The sequence below is a fragment of the Pengzhenrongella sp. genome (genome assembly GCF_036565025.1).
Taxonomy (GTDB): domain Bacteria; phylum Actinomycetota; class Actinomycetes; order Actinomycetales; family Cellulomonadaceae; genus Pengzhenrongella.
On record NZ_DATCNW010000364.1, the window covers coordinates 23,220 to 30,750 of the forward strand.

A 7,531-nucleotide genomic window follows, 5' to 3' on the forward strand; every position below is an offset into this window, starting at 1 on the left:
CACCAACGCAAGGAGAGTCATGAGAGTCGCACGATTCCACGCCCCCGAGGACATCCGCATCGAGGACGCTCCCGAGCCCACTCCCGGAGCGGGGGACGTGAAGATCCGCGTCCGCGCCTGTTCGGCCTGTGGCACCGACGTGAAGATCTCGCGCTTCGGACACCAGAACATCACGCCCCCGCGCGTGATGGGTCACGAGATCGCCGGTGAGGTCGTCGAGGTCGGCGCCGATGTCAAGGGCTGGGCCGCGGGCGACCGCGTCCAGGTCATCGCCGCGATCCCGTGCGGCAAGTGCCGCGAGTGCCTGGCCGGCCGCATGACGATCTGCCCGAACCAGACGTCGATGGGCTACCAGTTCGACGGCGGCTTCGCCGAGTTCATGGTCGTCCCCTCCACGGTCCTCGCCGTCGACGGCCTGAACCGGATCCCCGAGGGCGTCAGCTACGCCGAGGCCTCCGTCGCGGAGCCCCTCGCGTGCGCGATCAACGCCCAGGAGCTCGTGCGTATCGAGCCGGGGAACGTCGTCGTCGTCATCGGCTCCGGGCCGATCGGCTGCCTGCACGTGCGGGTCGCGAAGTCCAAGGGTGCGGGCCGGGTCTTCCTGGTCGAGCTCTCCCGCGAGCGGCTCGACATGGCAGCCAACCTGGTGAACCCCGACGCGGCGATCTGCGCCGCCGAGGAGGACCCCATCGAGGCCGTCCGCAAGCTCACCGACGGTCGCGGCGCGGACGTCGTCATCACGGCGGCGGCGTCGGGCGTGGCCCAGGAGCAGGCGCTCCAGATGGTCGCGCGCCAGGGCCGGATCAGCTTCTTCGGCGGGCTGCCGAAGGACAAGCCGACCATCACGCTGGACTCGAACCTGGTCCACTACCGCGAGCTCATGATCATCGGCGCGAACGGGTCCAGCCCGACCCACAACAAGCGCGCGCTGGCCATGATCGCGGACGGTAGCGTGCCGGTGCTCGACCTGATCACGCACCGCCTTCCGCTGGAGCAGGTGCTCGAGGGCATCGGCATCGTCTCCCGCGGCGAGGCGATCAAGGTCACCATCGAGCCGTAGTCGGCCGCCGCAGGGCCCGAGCCCCGCTCACGGACGCAGCTGTGGCGTCCGGGAGCGGGGCTCGTCCGCGTTCTGCTCCGGGAGGGCCGGGATCGCCGGGAGCTGCACCGAGGCGAGGGCCGACGCCGCGAAGAACGCCACGACGGCGTCGACCGCGAGGGGACGGGCGAAGTGGTAGCCCTGCCCGAGATCGCACGAGAGCTCCTGCAGGCGGCTCCATTGCGGCAGGGTCTCGATGCCCTCGGCCACCGTCTCGAGCTTGAGCGTGCGGGCCAGCTCGACGATGGCGTGCACGATCGCGATGCCCTCCGCCGACGCCGCGATCGAGTCAATGAACGCCTTGTCGATCTTGAGCTGGTCGGCGGGAAACCGCTGCAGCCAGGCGAGCGAGGAGTAGCCGGTGCCGAAGTCGTCGATCGCCAGGCGCACCCCCAGCGCCTTCAACGGCGCGAGCGCCTCGAGCGTCCGGTCCGGGTCCGTCATCAGGGCCGACTCGGTGACCTCGAGGGTGAGCGCCGACGCCGGCAGACCGGTGCTGCGCAGCACGCGGGCGACGACGTCCGTGAAGGTCGGCTCGTCGAACTGCCGGGCCGAGATGTTCACGCTGATCTGCAGGTCGGGCAGGTCGCCCGCGCGCCAGGCCGCGGCCTGCTCGCAGCTGCGGCGCAGCACCCACTCGCCGATCTCGGACATGATCCCGTTCCGCTCGGCGATCGGGATGAAGACGTTCGGGGGCACCGGCCCGAGGCTCGGGTGATCCCAGCGGACCAGCGCCTCGACCGCGACGGGTGCGCCCGTGGTCAGGTCGACCAGCGGCTGGTACTGCAGGCGGAGCTCGCCGCGGCGCACCGCGTGGGACAGGTCGCCGCGCAGCTCGAGACCGTGCAGCGTATGCGTGTGCATGCTCGACTCGTACTGGTGCGCCCGGCGGGTCCCGCTGCGCTTGGCGCTGTACATCGCGACGTCGGCGTTGCGCAGCAGGTCGTCGGCCGTCCGCGCGGCCTCGTCGCTCGACGCGATACCGATGCTCGCGAACGCGAACACCTCGCGACCCGACAGCGGGATCGGATCGAGCAGTGACTTGATGATGCGCGAGGCGACGAGCCAGCCGGCGTCGTCCCCGGTCGTCCGCTCGAGCAGCACCGCGAACTCGTCCCCGCCGAGCCGGGCCGCGGAGTCCTCCCCGCGCAGGCAGGAACGGATGCGCCCGGCCACGCAGACCAGCAGCTCGTCGCCGGCTGCGTGCCCGAGGCTGTCGTTGACGTCCTTGAACCGGTCGAGGTCGATGAACAGGACCGTGACCTGCGAACGCTGTCGGGTCGCGCGTTGCAGCGCGCTGTTGAGGCTCTCCAGGAACAGCGAGCGGTTGGGCAGGCCCGTGAGCGAGTCGTGGAACGCGTCGCGCATCGCCTCGACCGTCCGGGCGTCGGTCAGCGCGAGGCTCGCCTGCTCGGCGAACGCGACCAGCAGCTCGCGGAGCTCGCCGAGGCGCTCGGCGTGCGGGAGAGCGACCGTCACCAGGCTGCCGGTCGTGTTGCCCTCGATGTGCACGCGTGCCGCCAGCGCGGTCATGCCGCCCGCTCCGTCCACGCGGACCACGCCGTCGACCGACGCCGACTGCGCGGCGGCGGCCATCACGAGCACGTCATGGTCGCGCAGGTCGTCCGGCGGCGCCTGCGCGGAGACGACCCGGTGCCGGCCGTCGACCGGGTCGGTCACCACGAGCGTGACGAACGCGTCGTCCAGGAGCTGGGCCGCGCCCGCGGTGACGGCGTCGAGCACGGTCTGCAGGGGCGCGCGGTGCGAGATGGCGCGCTGGATCGTGAGCAGGGACTCGAGCAGCTGCTGCCGCCGGCCGAGGGTGTCGAGAAGTCGTAGCCGCTCGGCGGCCTCGCGCTCGCGCTCGGTGCGCAGGGTCCGCTCGGTCTGCAGCGTGCGCAGGCTGCGCAGCGCGAGACCGAGGATGCTGGCCATGCCCCGCAGGAGCTGGCGTTCCTCGCCGTTGAACTCCTCGTCGATGCGGCCGACGACGAGGTGGCCCGCGAAGTCGCCGTCCAGGCGCGCGGCAGCGGAGTGCAGCAGCCCGAGGCGCGGCACGTCGATCATGACCGAACCGGCCGCGGCGCGGGTGAGGGCGTCGACCGGCGGGGCTGCCCGGCCGACGCCGACGCAGGTCAGCACCTCGTCGTCGCGCACCAGGGCGCCGAGCTCGGCGCCCAACGCCTCGGCGGCGCGTTCGACCGCGACCAGCGCCGCGGGGTACTCGTCGTCCTTGGAGATCACCGCATCGAAGTACTCGGTCAGCTGGTGAATCGACCAGTGGCCCACCACCGGACCCTCCTCACGCGAAGGCGACCAGCACCAGGGTCAGCTGGTGCATTCCGCGCGAGCCCCGGATTCGAGCGACCTCGCCGTAGGTGACGAACCCCGTCAGGGGGGCGCCAGTCGCTCGATCCACCAGGCGGTCGAGCTCGCCGGCCATCCCGTCGGCGCCGATGACGGCATGGCGCGCGATGCAGTCGAACGCGAGGAAACCGAGCGGCTGCTGGCCGTCCAGCGGGGCGAGCGCATCGTCGAACGCGTCGTCGACGCACGCGATCAGGCTGTCCGCCCTGGGCTCCATCATCCAGATCAGCGCGCCCTGCGGCACGTCCACCAGGCAGATGAGCGACCCGTTCTCGGGGTTTCCGTCGGTGACGCAGCGCAGGTCCTCGTTGTCGCGCCGGGAGATGCCGAACGGGTGCTGCAGGCAGAAGGTCTGGAACGCCTTGGCGTCCGAGATGATGGACGGCGGGGCGTCGGTCCGGTCCAGGAACACGTCCAGGGCCGGTTCGCCGTCGAGCGTGCGGACCAGGCCGTCGGCGCTCTCGGTGACGAGCATGGGCTCACCGACCCGGTGCCACCCGTGCGCGACCCCGACCCCGATCGGTGCGTCCGAGCCGATCGCCGCGGCGACCAACGCGTCGCTGACGACATGCACGCCGTCGGCGTCGGAGTAGAACTGGAAGGTCTCGACCATGGCCAGGTCGTCGGCGGCGCATCCGCCGACCAGCGGGACGCTCGCGCCGACCACGCTGTAGGCGCCGCGCACGACCTCGTGCCCGTCACCGGCGAGACCGTCGCACAGCATGAGCAGCACCTGGTGCTCGCGAGTCAGCGTCGCGACCGGCTCGGCGACCTGCACACCCGCCGCACGCTGCCCGGCCGTGACGTTCAACGCGACGCTCACGGCGACCTCGAAGCCGTCGCCGCCCAGCGCGCTGACCGCCACGGAGGGTTCCGTGGTGGTGTCCCCGGTGAACAGCGGGTTCCCGGTGCACCCGATCAGCGGCACGTCGCCGGCCTCGGACCGCACGCCGTCGAGCATCGCCTCGAGGTCCATCGAGACGGGGCAGAAGACGATGACGAGGGACGCGGTTCGGCCCGCCAGGGCCGTGGACGCCGCCTGCGCGCCGGCAGTCCGGGCGTCGGCCTTGACGCTGCGGCCGTTCCCGAGCCAGCGCCGTGCCGTCGGGGGAGCCTCGGCAAGACCTGCCGGAACCGTGGCGGGGGTGAGGGTCGTCATCGCAGGAGCCTCCAAGCGTGCGGAACTAGGACTGCCTGTCGTATCGGCCCGGCGGCCTGCCAGGTGAGCAGTTCGACCCGCGCACCACTCGACTGCACGGACCGTTCGCGGCGTCGTAGCCTGACTGACATGACGTCCGATCCCCGCCCGCATCAGCTCATCGATCCCGAGACCGACCCCCGGGCGACGTACGTGCTCGAGCCCGACGACGTGCGGGCCCTGCTCGGGCGGATCGCCACCTCGCCCGGCGCGCGGTCCACCACGACGCACGCGCCCTTCACCGGAGGGCCGCTCGCCGCGGTCCCGCTGTCCACGCCCGACGACGTCGCCCGGGCCGCCCGGCGGGCCCGCGCGGCCCAGCGGCCGTGGGCGCGCACGCCCGTCCGTGAGCGGGCGGCGATCCTGCTGCGGTTCCACGACATCGTGCTGGCGCACCAGTCGGACGTCATCGACCTCATCCAGCTCGAGTCGGGCAAGGCGCGCACCGGCGCCTTCGAGGAGGTCGTCGACATCGCCCTCGTCGCGCGGCACTACGGCCGGCGCGCGGCGGGCTACCTGGCCCCGCGCCGGGTCGCCGGGCTGCTGCCGCTGCTCACCGGCGCGACCGTGCTGCGGCACCCGGTCGGCGTCGTCGGGGTGATCGCGCCGAGCAACTTCCCGCTCACGCTCGCCATCGGCGACGTGCTGCCCGCCCTGGTCGCGGGCAACGCCGTCGTGCTCAAGCCCGACACGCAGACCGTCCTGACCGCGCTGTGGGGGGTCGAGCAGCTCGAGGCCGTCGGGCTGCCCGCCGACCTGCTCCAGGTGGTCGTGGGCGACGGCAGGGAGATCGGGCAGGCGGTGGTCGACAACGTCGACCACGTGCTGTTCACCGGGTCGACCGAGACCGGCCGTGCGGTCGCCGCGCGCGCGGGGCAGCGGCTGATCGGGGCGAGCCTGGAGCTGGGCGGCAAGAACCCGATGTACGTCACCGAGGACGTGGACCTCGAGGTGGCCGCCGAGGGCGCGGTCCGCGGGTGCTTCTCGAGCTCCGGGCAGCTGTGCCTGTCGATCGAGCGGCTGTACGTGCGCGAGGAGATCGCCGAGGAGTTCCTGGCCGTGTTCCTGCGCCGGGTGCGCGAGCTCACCCTCGGCGGCGCCCTGGACTACACCGCCGACGTCGGTTCGCTCACCTCCGCGGCGCAGCTCGCGATCGTCGAGGAGCACGTCGAGGACGCCGTCGCGCACGGCGCCCGGGTGCTGGCCGGCGGGACGGCCCGCCCGGACCTGGGGCCGCTGTTCTTCGCCCCGACCGTGCTCGACGGCGTCCCGCCCGAAGCCGTGGCGTCACGGGAGGAGACGTTCGGGCCGGTCGTCTGCGTGTACCGGGTCGCGTCCGACGACGAGGCCGTCGCGGCCATGAACGACACCGAGTTCGGGCTGAACGCGAGCGTGTGGACCCGTTCGTCCGCCCGCGGCCGCTCGATCGCGGCGCGCGTGGAGGCCGGGACGGTCAACGTCAACGAGGGGTACGCGACCGCCTGGGGCTCGGTCGCCGCGCCGCAGGGCGGTCGCAAGGCGTCCGGCCTCGGGGCCAGGCACGGCGCGGAGGGCATGGCGCAGGTGACCCGGACGCAGACGGTCGCCGTCCAGCGCGGCGCGCACGGCGTGCCGCTGGTGCCCGGGGCCGGCGGGTTCGGGCTGGGCAGGCTGTACGAGATGCCCGCGCCGACGTGGACGCGGCTGTTCACGCGGCTGCTGCGCGTGCTGAAGGCGGTCGGTCGCGCGTGAGCGCGGCCGAGGTTGGCGGGGTCGCGCACGAGGGGATCGCCGGCGAGGTCGTCGCGGCCGAGATGTCGGCGGCAGGGTTGGCGCCGAACGGGGAGACCGCGGACGGGACGGCGTCGGCCGAGATGATCGGGATCGCGGTGACGACCGGCTCGCTCGGGGCGCTCGACGTCCCGGCCACCGTGCGCGGCGCGACGAGCCATCGCGGGATCGTCTACGCCGAGGTGCGCGGGTTCCGTCCGCTGCTGATGGACGTGCACGTGCCGTTCGGCGCGACAGGTCCGGTGCCGTGCGTCATGTGGGTGCACGGCGGCGGCTGGGAGGTGGGGGACCGCCGGTTCACGCCCCCGAACTGGCCGGTCGACCTGCTCTTCGGTTCCCTCGTCGACGCCGGGCTCGCGGTGGCCACCGTGGACTACCGGCTCTCGGGCGAGGCCCGCTACCCGGCGCCGCTGCACGACCTGAAGGCCGCGGTGCGGTTCCTGCGCACTCACGCCGAGGTGCTGGGGATCGACGCCGCCCGGCTCGGGGTCAGCGGGGAGAGCGCCGGCGGGCACCTCGCCGCCATGATCGCGCTGACCGGTGACGTGCCGAGGCTCGAGGGCACGGTTGCCTTGGGCAACGTCGGGGTGGGCGCGGCTGGAGAGGGGCACGTCGGCGTGCCCGGCGTGCCCGGCGACGCCGGAGGAGGGCCGAGCAGCGCCGTGCAGGCCGCGGCGATCCTGTACGGCGTCACCGACTTCACGGCCCAGGTCGCGAGCCTCGGGCTACCGCCGGGGGAGATCCCCGACGCGCCCGAGGCCCGGTTCCTCGGCGCGACGCCGGAGCAGGCCCCCAGCGTGGCCACCGCGGCCTCCCCGGTGACGCACGCGACGTCGTCCGCCCCGCCGATGCTGCTCATCAGCGGCGACCGCGATTCCGTCGTCCCGCTGGACCAGAGCGAGCGGCTCCGTGACGCCCTGCTCCGGGCGGGCGCAACCGACGTCGTCCTGGAGGTGATCGCCGGCGCCGACCACTGCTTCGACGGTGTAGACCCAGCCCCCGCGCTGGCCACGGTCGTCACCTTCCTCGCCACCCGCCTCCACACCGCACAGATTCCAAAGGCACCCTAACGTCCGAGCGCTGACGTCCTATAGGAC

5 protein-coding genes are annotated in these 7,531 nt (G+C 73.0%); 3 read left to right on the plus strand and 2 right to left on the minus strand.

Annotated elements, in window-relative coordinates; all coding sequences use genetic code 11:
* Window positions 1-19: 19 nt before the first annotated feature.
* Window positions 20-1,060, plus strand: a complete 1,041-nt coding sequence (locus VIM26_RS20770) for a zinc-dependent dehydrogenase (protein WP_331954802.1) — start codon at window positions 20-22, stop codon at window positions 1,058-1,060.
* Between the two features lie 27 nt (window positions 1,061-1,087).
* Here the strand turns inward: VIM26_RS20770 and VIM26_RS20775 are convergent, their stop codons facing one another.
* A complete protein-coding gene (locus tag VIM26_RS20775) occupies window positions 1,088-3,391 on the minus strand; it encodes a bifunctional diguanylate cyclase/phosphodiesterase (protein ID WP_331954804.1) in 2,304 nt (767 codons plus the stop codon).
* Window positions 3,392-3,401: 10 nt separating this feature from the next.
* The gene (locus VIM26_RS20780) at window positions 3,402-4,625 is read right to left on the minus strand and encodes an FIST signal transduction protein (protein ID WP_331954806.1); all 1,224 of its coding nucleotides are present in this window, start codon (window positions 4,623-4,625) and stop codon (window positions 3,402-3,404) included.
* A gap of 129 nt (window positions 4,626-4,754) precedes the next feature.
* On the opposite strand from VIM26_RS20780, the gene VIM26_RS20785 reads away from it, so the two are divergent.
* A complete protein-coding gene (locus VIM26_RS20785; protein ID WP_331954808.1) occupies window positions 4,755-6,395 on the plus strand; it encodes a succinic semialdehyde dehydrogenase in 1,641 nt (546 codons plus the stop codon).
* Complete coding sequence (locus VIM26_RS20790) at window positions 6,392-7,504, plus strand: alpha/beta hydrolase (RefSeq protein ID WP_331954810.1); 1,113 nt, start codon at window positions 6,392-6,394, stop codon at window positions 7,502-7,504. Before VIM26_RS20785 ends, VIM26_RS20790 begins: the two co-directional genes overlap by 4 nt.
* Window positions 7,505-7,531: the final 27 nt, after the last annotated feature.